Here is a 22,050-nt window from a genome sequence, read left to right as displayed (position 1 = left end):
CTTCCACCGTCATGTCTGGTTCAATTCCGGCCCCCTGAATACAACAAACTTTCCCATGGTACAGCCGTTATTTACCGCCCCCTTATGCAAATGCGGGCATGGCTTATTCGCGTTTTCGTGATGCCACCAGTCATATTCCCTATAAAAACCGGCCATTGTCATGTTGCTGCAACACGAGTCTGGTTCTGAGAGGGAAGAAAGCCGCAGGGACGCAACCGAACAGGGGGATGAAATCCGTGGCCGGTCAAATTGAAACCAGACAGTTCAGAACGCTTTTCATTTCGGATGTCCATCTCGGTTCCAAGGCGGCCAAGACGGATTTCCTGCTCGATTTTCTGAAACATCACGAAGCCGAGACGATCATTCTGGTCGGCGACATCATCGACGGCTGGCGCCTGCGCCGCAGCTGGTATTGGCCGCAGGGCTGCAACGACGTGGTGCAGAAGCTTCTACGCAAGGCCCGCAAGGGAACCCGCATCGTCTATATTCCCGGCAATCACGATGAATTCCTGCGGGAATTTCCGGGCATGCATTTCGGCGGCATCGAAGTGGCCGAGCGCATGATCCACGAGGCGGGCGATGGCAAGAAATATCTCATCATCCATGGCGACGAGTTCGACGTGGTGGTGCGCAACGCCCGCCTGCTCGCCTATCTCGGCGACTGGGCCTATGACGCTGCGATCGCGCTCAACATCGTCATCGCCGCCGTACGCCGCCGCATAGGCCTGCCTTACTGGTCGTTCTCGGCCTGGGCCAAGCTGCAGGTCAAGCACGCCGTCAACTTTATCGGCGAATTCCAGCGCGTGGTGGCTGACGAGGCGCGCCGCAACAATGTCGACGGCGTCATCTGTGGGCACATTCACCATGCTGTCATGGAAGACATGGACGGCATTCGTTACATCAACACCGGCGACTGGGTGGAAAGCTGCACGGCGATTGCCGAGAACGCCGATGGCAGCTTCGAGCTGATCACCTGGATGCAGACAAGCGACGTTACCGCCGAGCAGACATCGGATGAGATGGAGCCGGTGGATATTCCGGGGCTGATCGGGAAGCATGCGGCCTGAACTGGGTGCTGCTTGATGGCGGCGGCGATCCCTAAGCGTGGTCTCACTCTCTGACGTCATCCTCGGGCTTGTCCCGAGGATCTGCAGCAGATCGATTTCACGCGATGTGAATAGATCCTCGGGACAAGCCCGAGGATGACGTCAAGTGTGCGGCAAAGCTGGTGGTCGTCTTCACGCGATGTTGCAAGAGCCACTTTGACGGTCGGCGCGGTGCATTCGCGCGAAACTCAAACGTCAATCGCTATCCTCAAAATCTCGTTAGGACTGCGTTCGTCGTAGACGAGCCTCGACTAGCTAATATGGAGCAAGCGGATGCCGCTTGTTTTTTCTCCCGCCGGGGAGAAGGTCGCGGCAGCGGGATGAGGGGGCGAGGGTGGTGGTATGCGGAGAGGTTGCCCCCTCATCCGACCCTTCGGGCCACCTTCTCCCCGGCGGGGAGAAGAAACAGGCGGCGAGGTCGCGTCTTATCTTGTTTCTCTGCCTTCGATAGCCGGGGCTTACCCCCACAATTCCGGCCGTGCGGGATAAACCAGCGAACCCTCATAGACGAGACCCGGCTGCCGGTCCTCAGCCAGCAGCAGCGGCCCGTCGAGATCGGCAAAGGCTGTCCCTTGAGCGGCCAGCACGGCGGGGGCCATGCCGAGCGAGGTGCCGAGCATGCAGCCGACCATGATGGTGAAGCCGAGGCGCTCCGATTCCGCCTTCATGACGAGCGCTTCCGTCAGCCCGCCGGTCTTGTCGAGCTTGATGTTGATCGCATCGTAGCGGTCGCGCAGGTCGGTGAGGTCCTTGGTGGAATGCACGCTTTCATCGGCGCAGATCAGCACCGGATGGTCGATGCGGGCGAGGATGGCGTCCTTGCCGGCGGGGAGCGGCTGTTCGATCAGCGATATCTTCAGTTCCGCCGCAAGTCTCAGATAATATTCGATATTATAATCATTCCAGCCCTCATTGGCGTCGATGATGATGCGCGCCTCCGGTGCTGCGGCGCGCACGGCGCGCAGGCGTGCCTCGTCATCGGCCGTGCCGGTCTTGATCTTCAGCAGCGGGCGGCCTGCGTTTTCCGCCGTTTTCGCGGCCATGGTCTCGGGGTCGGCGAGTGAAATCGTATAGGCGGTGACGAGCGGTTTTGCCGCCTGTCCGAGAATGCTTTCGGCGGCGCTTTTGCCGCTCATCTTGGCTTCGAGGTCCCACAGCGCGCAATCGACCGCATTACGGGCGGCGCCCGGTTGCATCGCCTGCTGCAGTTCCTGCCTTGTCAGGCCGTCGGCAATCCGCTCCGCCATGGTCTCGATATCGGCGATGACGCCTTCGATGCTTTCACCATAACGCGGATAGGGCACACATTCGCCACGGCCGGTGAAGGAACCATCGCGGATGATGCACGTTACGACATCCGCATGCGTGCGGGTGCCGCGTGAAATGGTGAAGCTGCCGGCGACGGGAAAACGTTCTGTTGTGGCTTGCAGGTAACGGGGCATGTTTTTTCACTTCCGATAGGGCGGCAAAAGACACATGACGCCAAATTTATCACGAATTGTCGGCGGTTACTGTGGCCTGCCGAAGGCCAAACCGTTATGAAACCTTTAAGAATCTCATGACGGCTGCACTCGCTCGGAGCATTATGCAAGAACAGGACACACGGCAACAGGCGAACCCGGCCGCCATCACCGAAGACGACAGCGTCTCCGGCGGCGGTTTGCGTTTTGTCATGAGCGGCTCCTGGCGCAACAGCAATCTCTCCGGCGTTTTCCCCAGTCTCGAAAAGATCGAAAAAAGCAGATCCGCCGGTGCGGTGGAAATCGATCTTTCCGCCGTCGAGGCCATCGATACCACGGGCGCGTGGATCATTCAGCGTCTGCGCAAGGACCTTGAGGCCAACGGCGCCACCGTCACCTTGACTGGCAATGACCATATTGAAGAGGTCATCGGCCAGTTGCCCGAAAAGGTGGAGATGGAGGGCGAAGCCGCTGCGAAGGAGGGGCTTGCCGAGCGCATTTTTGCGCCCATCGGCAAGGCCGTGATCCAGAACGGCGCGGATTTCCTCGCCGGCATGTATATTCTCGGCTCCGCCGTGCGCGGCGCGCAGATGAAGCTCGGGCGCGGACGCGGCGTGTCGCCGGCGGCGATCGTCAACCAGATCGACCATATGGGCGTGCGCGCCGTGCCGATCATCATGCTGATGTCGTTCCTGATCGGCGCGATCATCGCCCAGCAGGGCGCGTTCCAGCTCAGATATTTCGGTGCGGAAGTCTTCGTCGTCGATCTCGTCGGCATTCTGCAATTGCGTGAAATCGGCGTGCTTCTGACCGCGATCATGATTGCCGGCCGGTCCGGCAGCGCCATCACGGCGGAAATCGGCTCGATGAAGATGCGCGAGGAGATCGACGCGCTGAAGGTGATCGGTCTCAACCCTGTCGGCGTGCTGGTGTTTCCGCGTCTGGTGGCGCTCACCATCGCGCTGCCGCTTTTGACCATTCTCGCCAATTTTGCAGCACTTTTCGGCGCGGCTATCGTGGCGCTGCTTTATTCCGGCATCACGTTCGAAGTGTTCCTGTCGCGCCTGCACGGCGCTGTCGAGGAATCGACCATTGCCGCCGGCATGATCAAGGCGCCGTTCATGGCGCTCATCATCGGCATTGTCGCGGCGGTTGAGGGCATGAAGGTGGGCGGTTCGGCGGAATCGCTTGGCCAGCATGTCACCTCCTCGGTGGTGAAGTCGATCTTCGTCGTCATTCTGGTGGATGGTCTTTTCGCCATCTTCTACGCAGCCATCGATTTTTAAGGAGGGCGCGTTGGAAACCCTGGACCAGAAACCGCATGAGACCAGAACCGGAAAAGACGGCCGCGAAGTGGTGCTTTCCGTCGAGGGCGTGACCGTTGGTTTCAACGGCCGGAACGTGCTTGAAAATCTCGACCTCGATGTCTATCGCGGTGAAATCCTGGGCTTCATCGGCCCTTCTGGTGCCGGCAAATCCGTGTTGATGCGTGCGATTTTGCGGCTCCTGCCGCGGCAGGCGGGTGCGATCCGCATTCTGGGCACCGATTACGACAAGGCGAGCGAAGACGACCGGATGATGCTCGACCAGCGTCTTGGCGTGCTGTTCCAGCAGGGGGCGCTGTTTTCCGGCCTGACGGTGAAGGAAAACATCCAGCTGCCGATGCGCGAATATCTTGATCTGCCGAAAAAGCTGATGGACGAGCTTGCCTATCTCAAGATCGAGATGGTGGGGCTGAAGCCCGATGCGGGCGACAAATACCCGTCCGAACTGTCAGGCGGCATGATCAAGCGCGCAGCCCTTGCCCGGGCGCTGTCGCTCGATCCCGACCTCGTCTTCCTCGATGAGCCGACATCCGGCCTCGATCCCATCGGGGCGGCGGAATTTGATATGCTGATCGCGCGCTTGCGCGATTCGCTCGGCCTGACCGTCTATATGGTGACGCACGACCTCGACAGCCTGTTCTCCGTCTGTGACCGCATCGCGGTTCTCGGCCAGAAGAAGGTGCTGGTGGAAGGAACATTGCAGGACATGTTTGCCTGTGACGATCCGTGGGTGCAGTCCTATTTCCGCGGCAAACGGGCGCGCTCTGTCGTTCTTCCGGACGGCAGACATGAAAATCCGGTGGAGTAACAAGAAGCATGGAAACCAAGGCGAACTACACCATAGTCGGAATTTTCACGCTGATCGTGATCGCCGCCGCATTCGGCTTCGTTTACTGGATGGCGGAATTCGGCCGTGGCGGCCCGACGGCGCAGCTTGTCGTGCGTATTCCCGGTTCGGCCAACGGCTTGTCCGTCGGTTCTCCCGTGCGCTTCAACGGTATTCCTGTCGGCACCGTGCGCGGCCTTGCCATCGACCGCGATGACCCGGCCTATTCCATCGCCTTTACCGAAGTGCAGGCCGATGCCCCGGTTTTCCCGTCCACGCGCGCCGTGCTTGAAATCCAGGGCCTGACGGGCGCTGCCTATATCGAGCTTTCCGGCGGCAACAAGGATGGCGAGCGTATTCTGCAGAAAGCCGTCGAAAGCGGCGTTCCCGCCGAGCTGACGGCCGATCTTTCCAGTGTCACCAACCTGCTTGCCACCGCAGACAAGATCCTGAAACGTGCGGACGGCGCGATCGGTGAATTGCAGGGCTTCGTGCAGGATGCGCGCGGCCCGCTGACGCAGACCGTGCGCAACGCCGAGAAATTCTCCGATGCGCTGGCGGCCAATTCCGACGGCATCAAAAACTTCATTGCAAGCCTCAGCTCGCTTTCGACCACCGTGCAGTCGGTCTCGGTGCGTCTCGACGGCACGCTGACCGCGATCGAAGATCTGGTGAAGGCTGTGGATGCCGGCAAGATCGATTCCATCCTGTCGAATGTCGACAAGGTGACGAAGGATGTGGCCTCGGCTTCGAGCGATATCCAGGGCATCATGGAGACGGTGCAGAGCACAGCGCGCAATTTCGAGGCGGCGAGCACGGAAGTGCAAACGGTCGTGAAGCGCGCGGATGAGCTTCTCGCCTCGGTTGATCCCGCCAAGGTGGGCACGGTCGTCAACGACGTCTCGACTGCCACGGCCGATGCGCGCGACGCGGTGGCGAACTTCAAGCGGATTGCCGACGATGTCGGCGCGCGCCGCGCCGATATCGATCAGGCGGTTTCCGATTTCACGGAAATGGGCCGCAAGCTGAACCTCGCCTCCAGCCGCGTCGATGGCATTCTCGCCAAGGTGGACGGCATGCTCGGCACTGATGACGCCAATTCGCTGTTTGCCAAGGCGCGCGAAACGCTCACCTCCTTCAAGGCGGTGGCCGACAATCTCAATGCCCGTATCGGGCCGATTGCTGACAATCTCACACGCTTCTCCAGCTCGGGCCTGAAAGATTTCCAGGCGCTCATCGGCAGCACGCGGGTGACGGTCGACAATCTAAACAACGCCATCACCAATATCGACCGCGATCCGCAGCGGTTGATCTTCGGCGGCGAAACCGTGAAACAATATGACGGCAGAACAAGGCGCTAAGAGGGGTATGGGCCAATGAGACTATCGATGAACGGCCAAAGGCGCCGCGCCCTCATTCTGGCTCCGCTGCTTGCCGCGATGATGGCGGGCTGTGCGGGTGCGCCGAAGAACGATACTTTCGATCTTTCCGTCTCTTCGGCGACGGTGACGCAGGGGCCTTCGCTCAGGAGCCGGCAGCTGCTGATCGCCGATCCGACGGCGTTAAAGGCGCTGGACAGCGAAAACATCGTGGTGCGCCTTTCCGGCTCGGAGGTGCAGTATCTCGGCAATTCGCAATGGAGCGACCGCCTGCCGCGCATGGTGCAATCCAAGCTCGTGGAAGCCTTCGAGGATACCGGCAAGCTCGGCGGCGTCGGCCGGCCGGGGCAGGGGCTGGCGATCGACTATCAGGTCGTGACCGATATTCGCGCTTTCGAAATCGATACGGCAAAGAACATCGCCAATATCGAAATCTCGGTGAAGCTGCTGAACGACCGCAATGGCACGGTGAAGGCGCAGGAAGTGTTCCGCGCCAGCGCCCGTGTCAGCGGCTCCGGCAACGCCAATTTCGTAAAGGCGCTGGATCAGGCTTTCGCTGCCGCCACGCGGGAGATCGTGGCCTGGACGCTGAAATCGCTCTAGGCGTCAGCGGTCATTGCCGTCAGAAGAAATCGCTTTATGTTTGCGTAAGACCGGTTGCCGATCGGTCCATATGCGATGTTGCCGATCCGTGAGTTCGTGATGCGTTTTCTGCTGCTGCTTTGCCTTGTGCTTTCCACCCTGTCTGGAGCGGGCGCCGCCATGGCGGCCGGTCTCCGGCTGATAGAGGTTCCAGCCGCGAATGGCAAAGCTGCCATGAAGGCTGCGGTATGGTCACCCTGCGCGGCCGCGCCGGCGGAGGTCAGGATCGGCCCCTTCATTTTGCCCGCCGTGCGGGATTGCCCTGTTCCCGATGGAAAATATCCGCTTATCGTTATCTCCCATGGTTTTGGCGGCACCTATTTCAGCCATCGCGACACGGCGGCGGCGCTGGCGGATGCCGGTTTCATTGTCGCGGCGATCAATCACCCCGGCGACAATGCGCTTGACATGAAGAAGGCGGGCGAACTTTCCGCGCTGACGGGCCGGCCGGCGGAGATTGCCCGTTTGCTGGATCATCTGCTTGAAGGTTTTAGCGAAGCCGGTTCCATCGATGCCGGGCGGATCGGCGTTTTCGGATTTTCGCGTGGCGGTTATACCGCACTGGTGCTTGCTGGCGGCACTCCCGATTTTGCGAATGCCGGGCTGCCCTGTCCGGACCCGCAGGCGCCGATTTGCGCGCAGATGCGGCAGAAGACGACATTACCGCAGCACGGCGGTCAGGATGCGCGTGTGAAGGCTGTGGTTGCTGCCGACCCGTTAAATGCATTTCCCGGCGCGGGCGACCTGAAGAATATTAGGATCCCGGTCCAGCTCTGGAGTTCGGAACGGGGTGGCGACGGCGTCGCGCCGCAGGATGTTCTGCGGCTGCGCGGCGATCTGCCGGCGAAACCGGACTATCGGATGGTGAAAGGGGCGGGGCACTTTTCGTTTATCACCCCTTGCCCCGCCGAGATGGAAAAGGCCGTGCCCCAGATTTGCAGCGATGCGGCGGGTTTCGATCGGGTGGAGTTCCATCGCGGCTTCAACGCCGATGTCGTCAGCTTCTTCAAGGCATCGCTGCACTGAGGCGCTGTTTGCCTGTAGCGGAAGCCGTCGATCAGACGGCGTCCTGCTGCGACTTCCATTCCGGAAGGGGGAAAACCCGGTCGTAGCTCCAGTTGAAGACAAAAGCATAGACCACGTAAAACAGCGCAAACGAGATATCCATTACCAGCGCGTGGGCAAGGCTGATATTCAGATACCAGGCGATGAAGGGCATCAGCACGATCAGCAGGCCCAGTTCGAACAGCACGGCATGGGCCACCCGAAGAGCGGGCGTCTTCAGCGTCGTGCCTTTCAGCCGCTGCATGGCGTGGTCGAAACCGAGATTATAGACATAGTTCCAGACCGTCGCCAGCGTGGCGCTGACGAGGCCGACAATGCCGATATCTTCCATAGGCATGCCAAAGAGCAATGCGCCCAGGGGAATGACGAGCAGAAGGCCGATGATTTCGAAACTGAGGGCGTGGCGGATACGATCTTGCAGGGAACGCATTTCATTCTCCGGTATGTGACCGGGCCGTCCCGCATGCTGTCGCCGATATGGCCGAGGTCGTCCTCGCGCTGAGGCATATAGAGGTTTTGGGCGAATTTTTCAAGCGCGTGCATTTGGGGCCTTGGATATGGCTGGAAGGTCGCCGCTTGTTTCTTCTCCCCGAGGGGGAGAAGTCCGCGCAGCGGTATGAGGGGGCAAGCTCTCCGTATATCTCTGCGCTAGCCCCCTCATCCGGCCGTTCGGGCCACCTTCTCCCCGGCGGGGAGAAGAAATACGCGGCAGCGGCTCGATCTCTCTCGGTGCAAAGAGAGGGCGATGCGGAACCAGACCGGTGCATTTTCGTTATCGCTTATGGAAGGAGGCGTGCCATGCAGCAGAATTCCTCTGAGGGAAGAACGATCAAGGCCGCCAACACGGCGAAGGTTTCGACTTACACGCCAAGCCTCATTTCCCTCAAGGGAAGCTATGTGGCGATGATATTTCGCAGACCGCTTTGCCGAAATCCGCTGGATGTGCGGAAGAAATAAGGGTGAGGAAACTTGCCTGTTACTTGGCCCCGCACATTGATGACGACGACTGCCGAAATGATCGAAAGCTTTAGATGTCTCTAAAGTGTGATTTTCAATCCGGCCCGTCTCCACCTAGACTGGAGATCGCCACAAGAGCGAAGGGAGAATGACATGAAATCAGTTCTCATTATCGCCGCTGTCTTTGGTTTTTCCGCCAGTGCAGCGTTTGCGGAATGCGCAGGTCATCAACAGATCAACGCTTCCGTTCCTGCCGTAGACCGTGAATTCAAAACTGCAAGCATCGTTCCGCCAACGGACCCGGTTGAGAAGCCTGTCGTCATCCTGAAAAAGACCGACCGCCTTCCGGCTGCGGTTGCGACGACCGGTGAGCCCGAAGCCGCAATGCAGCGCATGCAATAGACAAGAACAATAACCTCTTCATTCAGAAATCCCGTGCGTGAGGTGATCCGCGCGGGATTTTGCTTTTTGAAAACGAGGGGAGGCAGGAATGCTAACGGTAAAGGCCTGCTTCGCGCGCCTTCTCCGGCATTTCGGGAGCGACTAGCTGTCGAGCTTCAGCGACAGCTGTTTCGGCCCTTCGTTCTTTTTCAGCACGTAAAGCGGCCGGGTGATGATGACTTCCGTTCGCCGTTGCAGTTCGCGGCGTCGTTCGAGCGCGCGCTCGCGCATGTCGCGGGAGCGGGCGACGACGGAAAGGGCATTTTCTATGGTTGCGTCTGCTGTGTTCATCGCTGACCTCCATAATGTTCACTTTATGTTCTCATTATTGATGGCTTGTGTCAACACTATGGCACGGTTACGGGCAGGTAATCGATACGCCCCCGGCACGCTGAGCACGGCGGCGCGAAAGACTGCGTGGGGATCGGCTTTGCTCCACGCGCCAAGCTGCCCCGCACGGATCTGTTCCGGCAGTGTCGACAGGGACACTCCGGGCTGGCTACGTCGATTTTCACGATGATGTTTCGAAGGCGCGAGGCTGATCCGCCCGGCTTCAGGAGGGGCTCAGGAGAGGGGGCGTTGATCCGGCGCGGGAAGGCTGCCGGCGGTCAAGAGATCGGTGAGATGCTCGCTGGCGAGCGCGACGATGGCAAGGGCGGCCTGCTGGCGGTTCCAGCCGGCATGTTCCGCTTTTTCGATCAGTCCTTGAATGGAAGGCTCCAGCGCGAACTGGCACTCTGCCTGGTAGTCCATGGTGTCGATCGAAAGCGACGGGGAATTGATTGCGGCCCGCATCCTTTGGTCTCCCTGTTTTCCGGCATGCTCATTCTACGCGAGACGCAAATCGGAACATGCACATTCAGAGGCCGGTGATATCGGGTATCTTGTGAGGCCCGCATATCACTGGCAGCGAATCCCCCAGCAGGCGGACGTTAACGGTAAGTCTTGATCGCTGTCAACGAGCGCAGGGTGGCAGGAACGTCGCCATACTCGTTTTCAGAGCCTTCCGTTCCGGAACGGTTTTCGCCGCCAGATCAGCAGCGCCATCACGTAAAGCGCAAAAAGCACGAACCATGTGACGGGCAGCACCATAAAAAGCGCCGCATAAGCGCAGTTTCCCTCAAAACAGGAGCCGAGAAATCCGGAATCGGCGAGTGCTGCCGACAATAAAAACGCACATATCCCACTCCCGACCGCGCCGAGAATGAAAAGCAATATGTTGATGAACAATCTCATGCCCCCGATCATAGGGATGATTAAGACAGCTTTGGGGAAACGGCGTCACGGCGAGACCTATATTCACCGTTTCGGCAGCCTTGAGAAGGAAAGAACGCCTTTTCTCGCCGCAGCGAATTGACGAAAGCACTAAGTCGAATTTTAAATATGACTCGCGTTTTACGGGAATTCTGGTTTTATTACTTCGGGGTTATAAATGGGGATTTTCAGATGATCAGGGTCGTTTTTGTTACGCTCGCTTTTTTTCTCTTCGCCATATCACCGTCTGTTGCTCAGGATACGGCTCCTGACTGGAAAAAATTTGGTTCCGAATATTTGACCTACAATGGTCAGGCCCTGACGTTCGATGCGGCGGACCTGCAACGTCACCAGAACCGCTTGCGTTGCGTTAAAATGAATAATTACGGATGCGTTATGGGGCGAAGCTGGCAAGGGGCAGTCGCCAACGACAGGGTCGGTCATGCCATCTTCGAGCATCCGAAATGGTCGGTGCGCGCAGTTGTCCGGGATTATTGCTCAAAGAACCGCAGGGGATTGCGATCTGCAATGCAGATTGCCGAGACCTATTCACCCTGGTGCGATACGCTCGGCACCGTCGGGGTTCGAAACGGCTGGGGCAGATCATGCACTGGCGGCCCGCAGCCGCCTGCAGGCTTTAAAGGTCCTCTCTGCGCAAAACCCGCAAACGGCACGCCTGCGGCCGGCCAGTGCGGAAGCTGCAATTGCCCCGATGGCGTTGCGCAAGGCATGGCGGCCAGCGTGAAAGTCGGGATCAATGACAATCTTGCGCTTTTTGGTGCTGACGGCTCACCGAATGTCGGCAATCTGGTTGCCGTTCTCGGAAGCAAGTTCCGGCGGGAGACCGGTTTTGCAGTCAATGAAGGGTTGATCAAGGAAGGTATCGAGCTGGCGGGGCAATGCCGCTGACGGGCTTTTAGCTCCGCATCAACAATGCGCTTTGGGAACACCGACAGAGGCGGTGCAAGCCGCCTTTTTATGGACGCGGTCCAAGGCTTCCAGCCCGCCCCAAGGGCATCATCGGCCCGTAAGGCCGACGCTGGCTGCGTCCGTTAATTTTATGATAAATCAAGGAGTTAATGGTGGGTGATGTAGGGCTCGAACCTACGACCCGCTGATTAAGAGTCAGCTGCTCTACCAACTGAGCTAATCACCCGACCGGCACCGTGTGGCGGTGTGAGGGGGCGTATAAAGGGGAAGTTTGGGCTTGTCCAGCGCGGAAATGAAATTTCTTCGATTTTTGTGACGAAAAAATTTCAGCCGCGCTGGAAAAGCCTGAAAATCCGGGGTTTTACGGATTTTTCCTTTTATTCATCCGCGTCTGAAAGCCCGGCCGATAAGGATGAGGATGCAGGCGCCGATAAAGCCGGCGATGAGATAACCGAGCCAACCCGTCAAAACGATTCCAAATACGGAAAGGATGGCGTTGGCGACGATCGCGCCGACGATTCCAAGAAGGATGTTCATGAAAACACCCATATTGCTTTTCATGAATTGTTCGGCGAGCCACCCGGCGACACCACCGATGATGATGGCTGCGATCCAGCCAATGCCAGCAGATTCCATGATTTCCTCCCATGTTGCTGCATTATCAAAGGTGATGATTCCCGTGGTGAAAAGCAAGGCAAACTCCTGAAAACCTCGCTTTATGCGGGTGGTTTTCCGCGCGGCAGGCGCTAAATAGCCTGATGCGGGCGCAAAGAGACGAAAGGCATGGATGTGCGGTTGATGTTGGGCGGATTGATGGACGGCAAACGGGTGTTCGACGGCTCGACGCGGGATCGGCGGCAAAGGACGGCCATGGCGGCGATAATGGCCATGGTGCTTTTCCTGGTCGGCGGTCTTTTGTCGGCAATGCCCGCCGCGGCGCAGGAGGGAACGACATCGCCCGCCCCGGTGGCGATCCAGGCTTCGACCGTCGAGCAGGCGAGGGCGGAGCTGGAGAAATGGAAGGCCGATGTTGCGGCCATCGCCCGGCAGGTGGAAGCGGGCGGCAGCGACGACGTGCAGCTTGTGGACCTCAAGGGGCGGGCCGATACCATTGCCGCCGATGCGGCCGCCGCCAACACCAAGCTGCGCACCCGTCTCGACCAGATCAAGACCCGGCTGGATGCGCTGGGTGCGGCGCCTGCGGACGACCAGCCGCCGGAAGCCAGCATGGTGACGGAAGAGCGAAACCGGCTGACGGCGGAACGGGCCGAGGTGAATGCGATTGCCGGCGAGGTGGAGAGCACGGCCACCAATGCCGCGCAGATCTCCAACAATATCACCGCCGTTCGCCGGGCGCTTTTCGCCGCCACGCTGTTCAAGCGCACGGAAGTTTCGGCACAGACGCTGGGTGATGCGTCCTCGGCCTTTCTGACCGAGCTGACCAACCTGAACAACGCTTTCAGCAGCTGGGCGAGTTTCGTCTGGAATTACAAGCGCCTGCCGATGTTCGGGGCCGTGACGCTGTCGATCATGGCGGCTCTTCTGTTTCTGGTGGGCGGTTACCGCTTTTTCGGCAGCCGCATGGACCGGCGGGCGTTTACGGGCGAGCCTTCCTATCTCAGACGGCTTTCGGTGGCCTTCTGGTCCACCATGGTGCAGTCGCTGTCGCTTTTCCTGTTTCTCGTCACCTCGGCGTTTTTCCTCGATAACTTCAACGTGCTGCGGTCCGATATCGCGCCGATCCTGTTCGGGGCCATGGCGGTCACGGGCTTCGTTTATTTCGTGTCGCGGCTGAGCTATGCGATCTTTGCACCGACGCAGTCGGAATGGCGTCTGCTGCAGGTTTCCAATCGCGGCGCACACACGCTGTCCTCGGCCGTGCTGCTGATGGCGCTCGTCAATGGGCTCGATTATCTGTTCGGCACGATCAGCGAGACGTTGTATTCGCCGCTGATCGTCACCGTCGCCAAGAGTTTTGTCGCCTCGATCATTATCGGCCTCATCCTGCTCACTGTGTCGTTCCTGCGGCCGGTGATCGGCGAGGGGCAGGATTACGAGACCGGCAATCAGCGTCTGCCGCGCTGGCTCGTCATTCTGCTGCGGGTCGGCGGTCTCATTCTCATCGGCGCCTGCCTGACGGGTTATGTCGGTCTTGCGCGCTTCCTCGCCACGCAGATTGTCGCCACAGGCGCGGTGCTGGCGACGATGTATATCGGCATTCTCTCCGGCAAGGCGATTTCACGGCAGGGGGCCTTTTCGGAATCCCTTGCCGGCCGTTATCTTGGGCGACGTTTCGGCCTCGGCCCGGTTGCGCTCGATCAGGCCGGTCTTGCCGCCGGGCTCGGCATCTATGCGGTAGCACTTGCCTTCGGCGTGCCGCTCATCCTGTTTTCCTGGGGTTTCCAGCCTGGCGATATTGAAAGCTGGGCCTATCGCCTGCTGACCGGCATCACCGTCGGCAACGCTTCGATTTCGCTGATCGGCCTCTTCGGCGGCGTTCTCGTCTTCGCCATCGGTTATATCATCACCCGCTGGTTCCAGAAGTGGCTGGACAACAACGTCATGGCGCGCGGGCAAGTGGATGCCGGGGTGCGCAACTCGGTCAAAACAGGTATCGGTTATCTCGGTATCGCAGTTGCGGCCATTTTCGGCGTCTCTTCGGCCGGTCTCAACCTTTCGAGCCTGGCGCTGGTGGCTTCTGCCCTTTCGGTCGGTATCGGTTTCGGCCTGCAGAATATCGTCTCGAACTTCGTCTCCGGCCTTATCCTGCTGGTGGAGCGACCCTTCAAGGTGGGGGACTGGGTGGTAACAGGCACGACGGAGGGCACCGTCAAGCGGCTTTCCGTGCGCGCCACCGAGATCGAAACTTTCCGTGGGCAATCGATCATCGTGCCGAATTCGGAATTCATCAATTCCTCGGTTGGCAACTGGACACACCGCAACCGCATCATGCGCGCCGAAATCCCGGTTTCCGTGTCTTACGATTCCGATCCGCAGAAGGTCATGGATATTCTGCTGGAACTCGTGCGCGCCCAGCCGCCGGTGCTGCGCAATCCCGAGCCGCATGTGGAATTCCTCCGCTTCGGCGATTTTTCGCTGGATTTCGAACTGCGTTTCCATCTCGCTGATCTGTCGAACGGGCTTGGCGTGAAAAACGCGCTGCGCATCGCCATCCTCCAGCGCTTCCGGGAGGAGGGGATCGACATCCCGTTCCCGCAGCGCAACCTCAATATCCACGTCGAAGGCGACGCCAATCCGCAGATGCTGGCGGCGCTGCTTTCGGAAGAGGGCGACAAGGCGGTGGTGGCCCATACGGGTGCGGCGTCGCCCGTCGCCGGCAATGCGCCGGAGAACGATGCCGGCAAGGCGGGCGGCAAGACTGTTGCGGAACAGCCAGCCGCGGCAAAAGCGGCCGGCAAGGACAAGTGAGCGGCTGCGGCTGGTATCGGTCCGGACGGGTGCGGGGCAGGCCTCGCATCCGACTGTCTTGCGGTGAATGATGGGCGCACCGGGTTTGCCTTTACTTGATGGAGGCCGGATATGCCCGACTGCCGTCACGAAAATATAATCGGAATACCCGTAATGACTGTATTGTTATGTAAACTGTAAGTTGATATATTGTGGTTATTGTTTAGTTTATTTCGTTTCTGTCGGGGTTCAAATGCCGGATCCAATCGATGAGAATGCCCAGCCTGCCCAGCCTGCCCAGCCTGCCCAGCCTGCCCAGCCTGCCCAGCCTGCCCAGCCTGCCCAGCCTGCCCAGCCTGCCCAGCCTGCCCAGCCTCCGGGCCCGGTTTCCGCAAAAACACCTCTTCGCGAAAAACTGAAGGGTTTTTGGGCGTGGATGCAGCCCCATGCCGCCCGGCTGTCCCTTCTGACGGCCGGGGTCGTTATAGGTTCGGCGGGTCTGTTTTTCCTGATGGGTCAGACGGATGTGACCGACGATTACCTGCCCAAACGCTGGAATGAATCCATCCGCCGGTTGGGTATCACGCCGGTCTACCCGCCCCAGGAGGACATTTACGTTGGCGATATCATCGCCGAGGTCGTAGATTCAGGCCACAAGTTCAAATCCCTGCCGGACGACCTCCAGAGCGAATCCTTCATCGGCCGCTACGTCAAGGTGACGCAGATACCGGATCTTCGACGATACCTTTCCCTGAAATCGGAAGCCCCTTATTTCGGCGACAATACCTGGCAGCAGAGTGAGGAAAAGCTTGCTCTTTCGCAGCCGCGCACCGAAGTCCAGAATAATGGCACGACGTCGGGTCTCGAGGTGAAGGATGTGCTTTTCCCGGTTATCAAGATCGAGCGACGGGAAGGTATGGCCGGGCTCTGGAACACTATCGGTTTCGGCGGCGCGCGTGCGGATGTCGAGGAAATCGAGCTGCAGAACGTTCAGACGTACGCCATCAATCCTTTTCACGCTCAATACGCATTGATTCAGTTTTGTGCCGGCAAGAAAACGCAGCTTCTTTGTAACGATGAATATCTGCGGGAGAAGCTGTCCTATATTCTCGGCCGCGACATTTTGAGAAGTGCGGAAACCAAGGATTGCGGTCTGCGCTACATCTACGACATCCGGCTGCTTGTGGTGCGCCAGGCATTCCTGACGCGTGGTGTGAAGGTCACCAACGGCCGTGGCCGGTTGGTTGAGGCCAATCTGGCCGGTAGCAAGCCGGACATGAAGCAATTGCAGGATGCCGTGAATTCGGCGGCAACCGACCGACCCAAGGAAACCCCGGCGGACGCCGCCGTGAAGGAAAAGCTCGCTGCTGAAAATACCATCCGCAGCGCCAATAGTTCGGGCCTTTTCTCCGAACGTCGTTTTGCCCGGCCCCTCGTTATTGGTTTCAATTCCGTTTCGCTGGGTATGCGCGGCAGTACACCTGCCTGGAGGGATGATCTGGCAAAGGCAGCCGCCGATGAGAAAGTAAAAGGCACGACGCTGGCATGCGCGACATCAACGGAGGCGCAGAAATGAAAAACGCATCGATTTTGTTCGGACTTTTCTGCTTCTTTCTCGCCAGTACTCAAAATGCCCTCTCGCAGCCTGTTGGTGGCAACGGTTCCCCGATCAACGCCGATTGCCAATTTGAGATTCCGCCTTGCGAAACTCCAATCGTCAGTGTTCCAGGTAAGCCTCCGGTCTCTCCACCACCGGCAGCAGGGGGAGGAGGCATTCACAATCTGCCTGGAGCCTCCGTTTTCAAGGAAACGATAATTATTCCCGGCAACAACATGTTCGAAGAATTCAAACTGGATCAGCCCAAGATGCTTGAGATGCAGAAGCAGCTTCAGAATCGGTCACCCTGAATATCGGATCGATACTATCCAGCCTGTGTCGCCGTCTCCACAGGGGCGGCGGCAGTCGAACCAAAGCCCACCCCGATGGCGCAATTTCTTCCCTGTCGCAGCACCCTATGGCCATGTCGCAATCAGGCGGCTGAACGGCCGGCAAGCGCTTCATATTCCTCCCATCCAATGTCGGCGGAATAAGGCAAGGCCGGCGCTTTTCAGGGGTTCTGTAAATGAAGACACATGCACGGGCGGTGGTGATCGGTGGCGGCGTCGTCGGCGTTTCGACGCTTTATCATCTTGCCAAGAAGGGCTGGAGCGACAGCGTTCTCATCGAGCGCAAGGAGCTCACCTCGGGTTCCACCTGGCATGCCGCCGGGCTTCTGCCGCTGTTCAACATGAGCTATTCGGTCGGCCAGATCCACAAATATTCCGTCAAGTTCTATGAGGAGCTTCAGGAAGAGACCGGCATGAATGTCGGCTTCTCCAAGGTCTCCAACATCCGTCTCGCCCGCACCAAGGATCGCTGGGACGAATATATGTATTATGCCGGCATCGCCGAGACTATCGGTGTGCGCGTCAACATGCTGACGCCGGAGCAGGTGAAGGAAATCTGGCCGCTCTGCGAGACGGACGGCCTGCTGGGCGCCATCCAGCATCCGGATGACGGTTATATCCAGCCCGCCGATCTGACGCAGGCGCTGGCCAAGGGCGCGCGTGATCGCGGGGCGACCATCTACCGCAACACGACTGTCACCGCCATCGAGCAGCTGGAAGACGGTCACTGGAAGGTGACGACGGATAAGGGCGAGATCATCGCCGAACATATCATCTCCTGCACGGGCTCCTTTGCCCGCAAGACCGGCGAGATGGTCGGCATCAACATTCCGGTCATCCCGGTCGAGCATCAGTACATCGTTACCGAGCCGCATCCGGCCATTCAGGAACGTCGCCGCCAGGGCCTGCCGGAAATGGGCGTTCTGCGCGAATCCGACTCGGCCTGGTACATGCGCGAAGAAGCGGGCGGTCTGATCCTCGGTCCTTACGAAGTCGGCGCGCCGGTCTGTTATGTCGACGGTCCCTCCGACGACAGCGAATATGAGCTGTTCCAGGAAGAACTCGACCGCCTGATGCCGCATATCGAAACCGCCATGGTGCGCGTTCCGGCCTTCGGCGAAGTGGGCATCAAGAAGGTCTATAACGGCGCGATCGCCTATACGCCCGACGGCAACCCGATCGTTGGTCCCGCACCGGGCCTGAAGAATTTCTGGCTGAACGAAGGTCATTCCTTCGGCATCACCGCCGCCGGCGGCGCCGGCTGGCAGCTGGCCGAGTGGATCGTCGACGGTGAACCGACGCTCGATCTGATGGGTGTCGATCCGCGCCGCTTCGGGCCTTACGCAACGGAAGGTTACCTCATCGCCAAGAATGAGGAAGCCTATGCCAACGTCTTTACCATGCATTATCCGGATGAGGAGCGCTCCGCCGCCCGCCCGCTGAAGACGACGCCGGTTTATGACCGCCTGAAGAAGCTCGGCGGCGTGTTCGGCTCGGTTTATGGCTGGGAACGCGCCAACTGGTATGCGCCGGAAGGTTATGCGCTGCGCGAGGAAGATCTCGGCGTCGGCGCCGATGTCATCACCAGCCACAATCACGCGCCGGCTCTGGATGACGGCCGTATCGTTGAAAAATGGTCCTTCCGCCGCTCGAATTATTTCGAACATGTCGGCAACGAGGTGAAGAACGTTCACCAGAATGTCGGCGTGCTTGATATGTCGGCCTTCGCGAAGATGGAGGTTTCTGGCCCCGGTGCGCGGGCATGGCTCGACAGCATTCTTGCCAATGCGGTGCCGAAGAAGCGCGGTCGCATCGCGCTCACCCATCTTCTGACGCCGACTGGCGGCGTAAAGGCGGAATTCACCGTCTATGAGTGGGCGCCGGGCCGCTTCTACATGGTTTCGGCCGGTGGTCTCGAGACGCATGACCATGACGTGCTGCGCCGTCTTGCGCCCACCGACGGGTCCGTGGTGCTGCAGCCGATCACGCAGAAATACGGCGTGCTGGTTCTGGCCGGTCCGAAGTCGCGCGATCTCCTGAAGAAGCTCACCCGCACCAGCCTTGATAACAAGGATTTCCCCTGGCTCACCGGCAAGCAAATTTCCGTCGGCGTGGCGACGGCGCATGCGCTGCGCGTCAACTTCGTGGGCGAACTGGGTTGGGAACTGCACCATCCGATCGAGATGCAGAACTACATCTTTGACCGGCTCATGGAAGCGGGCGCTGAATTCGGCATCAAGCCTTTCGGTATCCGGGCCATGGTGTCCATGTCGCTCGAAAAATCCTACCGCAACATGGGCCGCGAACTGTCGGTCGAATATAACGCCTATGAATCGGGTCTCGACCGTTTCCTGCGCCCGGAGAAGAACTTCATCGGCCGCGACGCACTGGTGGCCTACAAGGAGGCGGGCCTGAAGTCGGTCTTCTCGACGCTGACTGTGTCGGGCAATACGGATGTCGATGCGCGCGGTTCGGAAGCGATCTTCGATGAAAACGGCGCGCTTGCCGGTCGTGCAACAAGCGGTGGGTTCGGCTGGCGCATGGGCAAATCCATCGCGCTTGCCATGCTCAAGCCGGAATACGCGGCCGTCGGCACCAAGCTCAAGATCCGCATTCTCGGCACGTCCTATGATGCCGAAGTGGTTGAAGAGAGCCCGTTCGACACCGAAAATGCGCTTCTGCGCGTATAAGACCACATCCCCTCCCAAAGTCGGAATACGGCCCCTCGCGGGCCGTATTTCCTTTTAAGTAAGCATGTGCTCAACTGGCTTTCACGCAAAAGTGTTATTAATCATTCTGAAAAATGAGCCTGCTATCTTTCCCTGACATACGATGGGGGATCGGGGTAGAATGAATTTCCTGGGCATTACGGGCATGCAATATTCTGGCGTGCCTTTCACCAACAACCGCATTTTGCTGGCGGAAGACAGCAACGTGTTCACCCAGATGGTGACCCTGCGTCTCAAGGAGATGCTGGGCGTTTCCGTGGAGGTATGCCGCTCTTTTGAAGAGTTGCAGGCCTGTTACGAACATTCTCCCGAACCGGTGACGCTGGCGATTTCCAACATCAATCTGCCGGGGGCGGAAAAGGGCGAGGCGCTGGAATATCTGATCGATCTTTCGATCCCGACCATCGTTTTCACCAGCACCTTTCACGAGGGGACGCGCGAAACGCTGATCGCCAAGGATGTGGTCGATTATATCCTGAAGGACAATATTTTCGCCGTGGATATGCTGACGGAATCCGTCTGCCGTTTTCTCACCAACCACCGCCACCATGTGCTGATCGTTGATGACAGCCCGACAGCGCGGGCGCTGCTTTCGAGCCGTCTCAAGCGCTATAATTTCCGCGTCAGCTTGGCAGATAGCGGCGCCAAGGCGCTCGAAATCCTGAAGGCCAATTCCGATATCGGCCTCGTGGTGACCGACTATAACATGCCCGATATTGACGGCTTCGAACTGACGCGGCGCATCCGCACCGTACGCGGGTCGCATGAGCTGCGTATCATCGGCGTCTCGTCCTCCACAAACCGGCTGCTTTCCGCACGGTTCCTCAAGGCGGGCGGCAATGATTTCATGCTGCGGCCCTTCATTGACGAGGAGTTCTATTGCCGCGTCAACCAGAACCTCGATACGCTGGTTCAGATACAGCTGGCGAAAGCGGGGGTAAGGCCGGCGGCCTGACGGGGAGCGGCGTGACGGCCTGTCAAAGCTGCGATTCAAACGGCAGGAAGCGCATGATACCGGCGACGATGCGGCGGCTGATGGCGGCGTCGGGTTCGCGCCGGTAGGTTTTCGTCCGGCCCTGTTCTTCCGTCATCCAGACAATATGCCTGCCTTTGTCGATTTCCAGCTCGAAGCTCATGGTGCGGCGGATTTCGTCGGCGAATATCTCATCCATACGGGCGACCAGCGGGGCCGAGTTGAACACGACGCCCATTTCCGTATTAAGCGAGGCGGAGCGTGGATCGAAATTGAGCGAGCCGATATAGCCGGTCTTGCCATCACGGGTGAAGGCCTTGGTGTGCAGGCTCGCCTGTCCCGAACCGCGCAGGGTGAAGTTCGACTGATCCGCCTGCGCGCGCAGCTCATGCAGCTGCACCCCGCCGGAGAGGAGCGGTTTTCGATAGCGGGCATAACCGGCGTGAACGGCGGCAACATCGGTCGCCGCCAGCGAATTGGTGAGGATGGCGACTGACACGCCGTTTTCGGCGAGTTGCAGGAATATCCCCACCCCCTGTTTGCCGGGAATGAAATAGGGGGAGGTGATATGCAGGCTGTCGCCTGCTGCCTGCATCAGCGGCAGCAGGCTTTCCATCAGGAAGTTGTGGCCCTTGCGGCGTTTACCCGCCGCTTTCTCCGGCGGATCGGCAAGGATATCCGCCGCCTCAACCCAGTGCAGGCGGTCCGACATCAGAAAATGATCGCGGCCATACTGGCTTTCGACGCGTTCCAGATAGGGTTTGGCCGCCTCGCTTTTCGGCAGGGCATCCAGTTCGCGGCGCAATTTGGCGAGTTTGTTTGGCCTGCGTGAAAGCAGGGAACGCACGGGAACGGAAACGGCGCTGTTCCAGTAATCGTCGAAGATTTCGGTGGCGTCGGCGACGATGCTGCCGAAACCGAGAATATCGAAATCATGGAAATTCGCGCGCTCGGCGGCATCGAAATAGGCGTCGCCAATATTGCGCCCGCCGACGATCACGGCCCGCCCGTCGGCAATCCACGCCTTGTTGTGCATGCGCCGGTTGACGCTTCGGAAACGCAGCGCCAGCTCGATGCCTCGATGCAGCATGTTTTCCCGCGCCCGGGTGGGATTGAACAGCCTGAGTTCGATATTCGGATGGCTGTCGATGGCGTGGAAGATGCGGTCGGAAATGGAAACGCCGAGATCGTCGAGGAGCAGACGCACGCGCACGCCGCGATCGGCGGCGGCGATCACCTCACGCATCATCAGCCGTCCGGTCAGGTCGGCATTCCACATGTAATACATGAGATCGAGGCTGCGCCCCGCCGCCCGGGCCGCCGCCACTCGCACCGCAAAGGCATCGAGATTGGAATGTAAGAGGCAGAGCGCATTCTTCTCGTTCCAGCCGTTTCTGATCGACTGCCAGTGCCGGTCCAGCGCCGTTTCATCCTCGGCAACGGGCATGGCGGTGGAGGGGCGTTTGGGAATGGCCCTTTCCCGCTGCTTGCCGATGACGACGAACAGGCTCGGTCCTATGACCAGGAGAAGAATGATGATGAAGACCGTAAATGCAGTCACTTGTTTTGATCGCTCCCGGCCCGAAGAGTATCAGGCGCAATGAAAAC

General features: G+C 59.2%; 21 protein-coding genes and 1 tRNA gene. 14 read left to right on the top strand and 8 right to left on the bottom strand.

All coding sequences use genetic code 11. The features are described from left to right. Window positions 1–227: 227 nt before the first annotated feature. Window positions 228–1,067, top strand: coding sequence for a UDP-2,3-diacylglucosamine diphosphatase (locus CFB10_RS02295; RefSeq protein ID WP_020012690.1), 840 nt, complete (start codon window positions 228–230; stop codon window positions 1,065–1,067). Window positions 1,068–1,564: 497 nt separating this feature from the next. Here CFB10_RS02295 and dgcA read toward each other — a convergent pair whose 3' ends face one another. Continuing rightward, window positions 1,565–2,548: an N-acetyl-D-Glu racemase DgcA gene (dgcA, locus tag CFB10_RS02290; protein ID WP_020012689.1), complete on the bottom strand. Its 984-nt coding sequence runs from the start codon at window positions 2,546–2,548 to the stop codon at window positions 1,565–1,567. Between the two features lie 143 nt (window positions 2,549–2,691). Between dgcA and CFB10_RS02285 the strand changes: the two genes are divergently transcribed. From CFB10_RS02285 to CFB10_RS02265, 5 genes are all read left to right on the top strand, one after another. After that, a complete protein-coding gene (locus CFB10_RS02285) occupies window positions 2,692–3,852 on the top strand; it encodes an ABC transporter permease (protein WP_020012688.1) in 1,161 nt (386 codons plus the stop codon). A 10-nt stretch (window positions 3,853–3,862) separates the two neighbouring features. Further along, window positions 3,863–4,699, top strand: a complete 837-nt coding sequence (locus CFB10_RS02280; RefSeq protein ID WP_020012687.1) for an ABC transporter ATP-binding protein — start codon at window positions 3,863–3,865, stop codon at window positions 4,697–4,699. An 8-nt stretch (window positions 4,700–4,707) separates the two neighbouring features. Next, complete coding sequence (locus CFB10_RS02275; protein ID WP_020012686.1) at window positions 4,708–6,078, top strand: MlaD family protein; 1,371 nt, start codon at window positions 4,708–4,710, stop codon at window positions 6,076–6,078. Window positions 6,079–6,093: 15 nt separating this feature from the next. Then, window positions 6,094–6,699, top strand: a complete 606-nt coding sequence (locus CFB10_RS02270; RefSeq protein ID WP_026364128.1) for an ABC-type transport auxiliary lipoprotein family protein — start codon at window positions 6,094–6,096, stop codon at window positions 6,697–6,699. 99 nt (window positions 6,700–6,798) lie between these two features. Next, window positions 6,799–7,764, top strand: a complete 966-nt coding sequence (locus tag CFB10_RS02265) for a dienelactone hydrolase family protein (protein WP_026364127.1) — start codon at window positions 6,799–6,801, stop codon at window positions 7,762–7,764. A 31-nt stretch (window positions 7,765–7,795) separates the two neighbouring features. Here the strand turns inward: CFB10_RS02265 and CFB10_RS02260 are convergent, their stop codons facing one another. Continuing rightward, a complete protein-coding gene (locus CFB10_RS02260) occupies window positions 7,796–8,233 on the bottom strand; it encodes a PACE efflux transporter (protein ID WP_003502966.1) in 438 nt (145 codons plus the stop codon). A gap of 368 nt (window positions 8,234–8,601) precedes the next feature. Here CFB10_RS02260 and CFB10_RS23945 point away from each other — a divergent pair, with 368 nt between their 5' ends. Beyond that, window positions 8,602–8,760, top strand: coding sequence for a hypothetical protein (locus CFB10_RS23945; RefSeq protein WP_003502964.1), 159 nt, complete (start codon window positions 8,602–8,604; stop codon window positions 8,758–8,760). 153 nt (window positions 8,761–8,913) lie between these two features. Then, window positions 8,914–9,162, top strand: coding sequence for a hypothetical protein (locus CFB10_RS02250; protein ID WP_020012682.1), 249 nt, complete (start codon window positions 8,914–8,916; stop codon window positions 9,160–9,162). Between the two features lie 141 nt (window positions 9,163–9,303). Here the strand turns inward: CFB10_RS02250 and CFB10_RS23940 are convergent, their stop codons facing one another. The 3 genes from CFB10_RS23940 to CFB10_RS02235 all read right to left on the bottom strand — a co-directional run bounded on the left by CFB10_RS23940 (window position 9,304) and on the right by CFB10_RS02235 (window position 10,449). Beyond that, window positions 9,304–9,492, bottom strand: coding sequence for a hypothetical protein (locus CFB10_RS23940; RefSeq protein ID WP_020012681.1), 189 nt, complete (start codon window positions 9,490–9,492; stop codon window positions 9,304–9,306). 273 nt (window positions 9,493–9,765) lie between these two features. Continuing rightward, window positions 9,766–9,996 carry a hypothetical protein gene (locus tag CFB10_RS02240; RefSeq protein WP_006315379.1) on the bottom strand — a complete coding sequence of 77 codons (231 nt, stop codon included), beginning with the start codon at window positions 9,994–9,996 and terminating at the stop codon, window positions 9,766–9,768. A 201-nt stretch (window positions 9,997–10,197) separates the two neighbouring features. Then, window positions 10,198–10,449 (bottom strand): hypothetical protein, encoded by a 252-nt coding sequence (locus CFB10_RS02235; RefSeq protein ID WP_026364126.1) that lies wholly within the window; start codon window positions 10,447–10,449, stop codon window positions 10,198–10,200. A gap of 135 nt (window positions 10,450–10,584) precedes the next feature. Here CFB10_RS02235 and CFB10_RS24165 point away from each other — a divergent pair, with 135 nt between their 5' ends. After that, complete coding sequence (locus tag CFB10_RS24165) at window positions 10,585–11,364, top strand: hypothetical protein (RefSeq protein ID WP_244559843.1); 780 nt, start codon at window positions 10,585–10,587, stop codon at window positions 11,362–11,364. Between the two features lie 171 nt (window positions 11,365–11,535). Here the strand turns inward: CFB10_RS24165 and CFB10_RS02225 are convergent. Further along, window positions 11,536–11,611: transfer RNA gene (locus CFB10_RS02225), tRNA-Lys, on the bottom strand. A 155-nt stretch (window positions 11,612–11,766) separates the two neighbouring features. Beyond that, complete coding sequence (locus tag CFB10_RS02220) at window positions 11,767–12,021, bottom strand: GlsB/YeaQ/YmgE family stress response membrane protein (protein WP_003524764.1); 255 nt, start codon at window positions 12,019–12,021, stop codon at window positions 11,767–11,769. A gap of 147 nt (window positions 12,022–12,168) precedes the next feature. Here CFB10_RS02220 and CFB10_RS02215 point away from each other — a divergent pair, with 147 nt between their 5' ends. From CFB10_RS02215 to CFB10_RS02195, 5 genes are all read left to right on the top strand, one after another. Beyond that, window positions 12,169–14,814: a mechanosensitive ion channel family protein gene (locus tag CFB10_RS02215; protein WP_026364125.1), complete on the top strand. Its 2,646-nt coding sequence runs from the start codon at window positions 12,169–12,171 to the stop codon at window positions 14,812–14,814. Window positions 14,815–15,046: 232 nt separating this feature from the next. After that, window positions 15,047–16,369 carry a hypothetical protein gene (locus CFB10_RS02210; RefSeq protein WP_244559842.1) on the top strand — a complete coding sequence of 441 codons (1,323 nt, stop codon included), beginning with the start codon at window positions 15,047–15,049 and terminating at the stop codon, window positions 16,367–16,369. Next, complete coding sequence (locus CFB10_RS02205) at window positions 16,339–16,701, top strand: hypothetical protein (RefSeq protein ID WP_026364123.1); 363 nt, start codon at window positions 16,339–16,341, stop codon at window positions 16,699–16,701. Before CFB10_RS02210 ends, CFB10_RS02205 begins: the two co-directional genes overlap by 31 nt. Window positions 16,702–16,916: 215 nt before the next feature. Continuing rightward, window positions 16,917–19,430 carry an FAD-dependent oxidoreductase gene (locus CFB10_RS02200; protein ID WP_020012672.1) on the top strand — a complete coding sequence of 838 codons (2,514 nt, stop codon included), beginning with the start codon at window positions 16,917–16,919 and terminating at the stop codon, window positions 19,428–19,430. 160 nt (window positions 19,431–19,590) lie between these two features. Continuing rightward, window positions 19,591–20,424, top strand: coding sequence for a response regulator (locus CFB10_RS02195; RefSeq protein WP_003502949.1), 834 nt, complete (start codon window positions 19,591–19,593; stop codon window positions 20,422–20,424). 22 nt (window positions 20,425–20,446) lie between these two features. On the opposite strand, the gene CFB10_RS02190 is transcribed toward CFB10_RS02195, so the two are convergent. Further along, window positions 20,447–22,003 carry a phospholipase D family protein gene (locus tag CFB10_RS02190; RefSeq protein ID WP_020012671.1) on the bottom strand — a complete coding sequence of 519 codons (1,557 nt, stop codon included), beginning with the start codon at window positions 22,001–22,003 and terminating at the stop codon, window positions 20,447–20,449. Window positions 22,004–22,050 lie beyond the last annotated feature (47 nt).

The sequence above is a fragment of the Agrobacterium sp. 719_389 genome (assembly GCF_900188475.1).
GTDB lineage: Bacteria > Pseudomonadota > Alphaproteobacteria > Rhizobiales > Rhizobiaceae > Agrobacterium > Agrobacterium radiobacter.
Note: the sequence above shows the minus strand (reverse complement) of the source record. Positions and strands in the feature narration are given on the sequence as shown.

What these genes read in the sequence shown, in the direction of transcription:
- CFB10_RS02295 (WP_020012690.1), top strand. Translation starts at nt 228, where the DNA reads ATGAAATCCGTGGCCGGTCAAATTGAAACCAGACAGTTCAGAACGCTT.
- dgcA (WP_020012689.1), bottom strand. Translation starts at nt 2,548, where the DNA reads ATGCCCCGTTACCTGCAAGCCACAACAGAACGTTTTCCCGTCGCCGGC.
- CFB10_RS02285 (WP_020012688.1), top strand. Translation starts at nt 2,692, where the DNA reads ATGCAAGAACAGGACACACGGCAACAGGCGAACCCGGCCGCCATCACC.
- CFB10_RS02275 (WP_020012686.1), top strand. Translation starts at nt 4,708, where the DNA reads ATGGAAACCAAGGCGAACTACACCATAGTCGGAATTTTCACGCTGATC.
- CFB10_RS02270 (WP_026364128.1), top strand. Translation starts at nt 6,094, where the DNA reads ATGAGACTATCGATGAACGGCCAAAGGCGCCGCGCCCTCATTCTGGCT.
- CFB10_RS02265 (WP_026364127.1), top strand. Translation starts at nt 6,799, where the DNA reads ATGCGTTTTCTGCTGCTGCTTTGCCTTGTGCTTTCCACCCTGTCTGGA.
- CFB10_RS02260 (WP_003502966.1), bottom strand. Translation starts at nt 8,233, where the DNA reads ATGCGTTCCCTGCAAGATCGTATCCGCCACGCCCTCAGTTTCGAAATC.
- CFB10_RS23945 (WP_003502964.1), top strand. Translation starts at nt 8,602, where the DNA reads ATGCAGCAGAATTCCTCTGAGGGAAGAACGATCAAGGCCGCCAACACG.
- CFB10_RS02250 (WP_020012682.1), top strand. Translation starts at nt 8,914, where the DNA reads ATGAAATCAGTTCTCATTATCGCCGCTGTCTTTGGTTTTTCCGCCAGT.
- CFB10_RS23940 (WP_020012681.1), bottom strand. Translation starts at nt 9,492, where the DNA reads ATGAACACAGCAGACGCAACCATAGAAAATGCCCTTTCCGTCGTCGCC.
- CFB10_RS02240 (WP_006315379.1), bottom strand. Translation starts at nt 9,996, where the DNA reads ATGCGGGCCGCAATCAATTCCCCGTCGCTTTCGATCGACACCATGGAC.
- CFB10_RS02235 (WP_026364126.1), bottom strand. Translation starts at nt 10,449, where the DNA reads ATGATCGGGGGCATGAGATTGTTCATCAACATATTGCTTTTCATTCTC.
- CFB10_RS24165 (WP_244559843.1), top strand. Translation starts at nt 10,585, where the DNA reads ATGACTCGCGTTTTACGGGAATTCTGGTTTTATTACTTCGGGGTTATA.
- CFB10_RS02220 (WP_003524764.1), bottom strand. Translation starts at nt 12,021, where the DNA reads ATGGAATCTGCTGGCATTGGCTGGATCGCAGCCATCATCATCGGTGGT.
- CFB10_RS02215 (WP_026364125.1), top strand. Translation starts at nt 12,169, where the DNA reads ATGGATGTGCGGTTGATGTTGGGCGGATTGATGGACGGCAAACGGGTG.
- CFB10_RS02210 (WP_244559842.1), top strand. Translation starts at nt 15,047, where the DNA reads ATGCCGGATCCAATCGATGAGAATGCCCAGCCTGCCCAGCCTGCCCAG.
- CFB10_RS02205 (WP_026364123.1), top strand. Translation starts at nt 16,339, where the DNA reads ATGCGCGACATCAACGGAGGCGCAGAAATGAAAAACGCATCGATTTTG.
- CFB10_RS02200 (WP_020012672.1), top strand. Translation starts at nt 16,917, where the DNA reads ATGAAGACACATGCACGGGCGGTGGTGATCGGTGGCGGCGTCGTCGGC.
- CFB10_RS02195 (WP_003502949.1), top strand. Translation starts at nt 19,591, where the DNA reads ATGAATTTCCTGGGCATTACGGGCATGCAATATTCTGGCGTGCCTTTC.